The organism is Stenotrophomonas sp. 278, assembly GCF_003935715.1.
GTDB classification, from domain to species: Bacteria; Pseudomonadota; Gammaproteobacteria; order Xanthomonadales; family Xanthomonadaceae; genus Stenotrophomonas; species Stenotrophomonas maltophilia_AH.
In genome coordinates this window covers 1-722 of record NZ_RHPP01000311.1, presented here as the reverse complement: position 1 = coordinate 722, position 722 = coordinate 1, and the positions used below count along the sequence as shown (strand labels likewise).

Here is a 722-nt window from a genome sequence, read left to right as displayed (position 1 = left end):
TCCGGAGCCCTTACTGAGAAGCCGGGCTGTCAAAAGACAGCCCACGTCGCCCGAACACAAAAATACGGACACTCTCCTGCAGCTCCCCAACCACAGACGCCACCGCACCCGATCAGGCCGCGACGCGCTCCTTGCGCGCGGGCTGCGCGTCGGCCAGGCGGAATTGCCCGACCGATTGCTGCAGCTCGGACGACTGCGCGTTGAGAGCACGCGCAGCGGCCGAAGCCTCCTCGACGAGGGCAGCGTTCTGCTGGGTCACACCATCCATCTGCACGATGCTCTGGTTGACCTGCTCGATCCCTGCCGCCTGTTCCTGGCTGGCGTTGGCGATCTCTTCGATCAGCCCACCCAGCTCGCTTACCGATGCCACCACGCGCTGCAGGGTCTGCCCCGCCTGGCTGGCCAGTTCACTACCGTCGGCCACCTGGGCCACCGAAGCCTCGATCAGCCCCTTGATTTCCTTGGCTGCGCTGGCCGAACGCTGCGCCAGCGCGCGCACTTCCGAGGCCACCACCGCAAAACCACGACCTTCTTCGCCGGCACGCGCCGCTTCCACCGCCGCGTTCAACGCCAGGATGTTGGTCTGGAAGGCGATGCCGTCGATCACCGCAGTGATGTCGGCGATGCGGTGCGAGGACGCCTCGATGCCGGCCATGGTCTGCACCACCTGCGCCACCGCAGCACCGCCCTGGGCGGCCACGTCGGAGGCCTCGGCGGCCAGA

At 67.5% G+C, this 722-nt stretch carries 1 protein-coding gene; it reads right to left on the bottom strand.

Going from position 1 to position 722, the window contains the following annotated elements:
• Window positions 1–112: 112 nt before the first annotated feature.
• Window positions 113–722 (bottom strand): methyl-accepting chemotaxis protein (locus EGJ34_RS21890; RefSeq protein WP_260477103.1); only part of this gene is annotated, 610 nt, incomplete at its 5' end.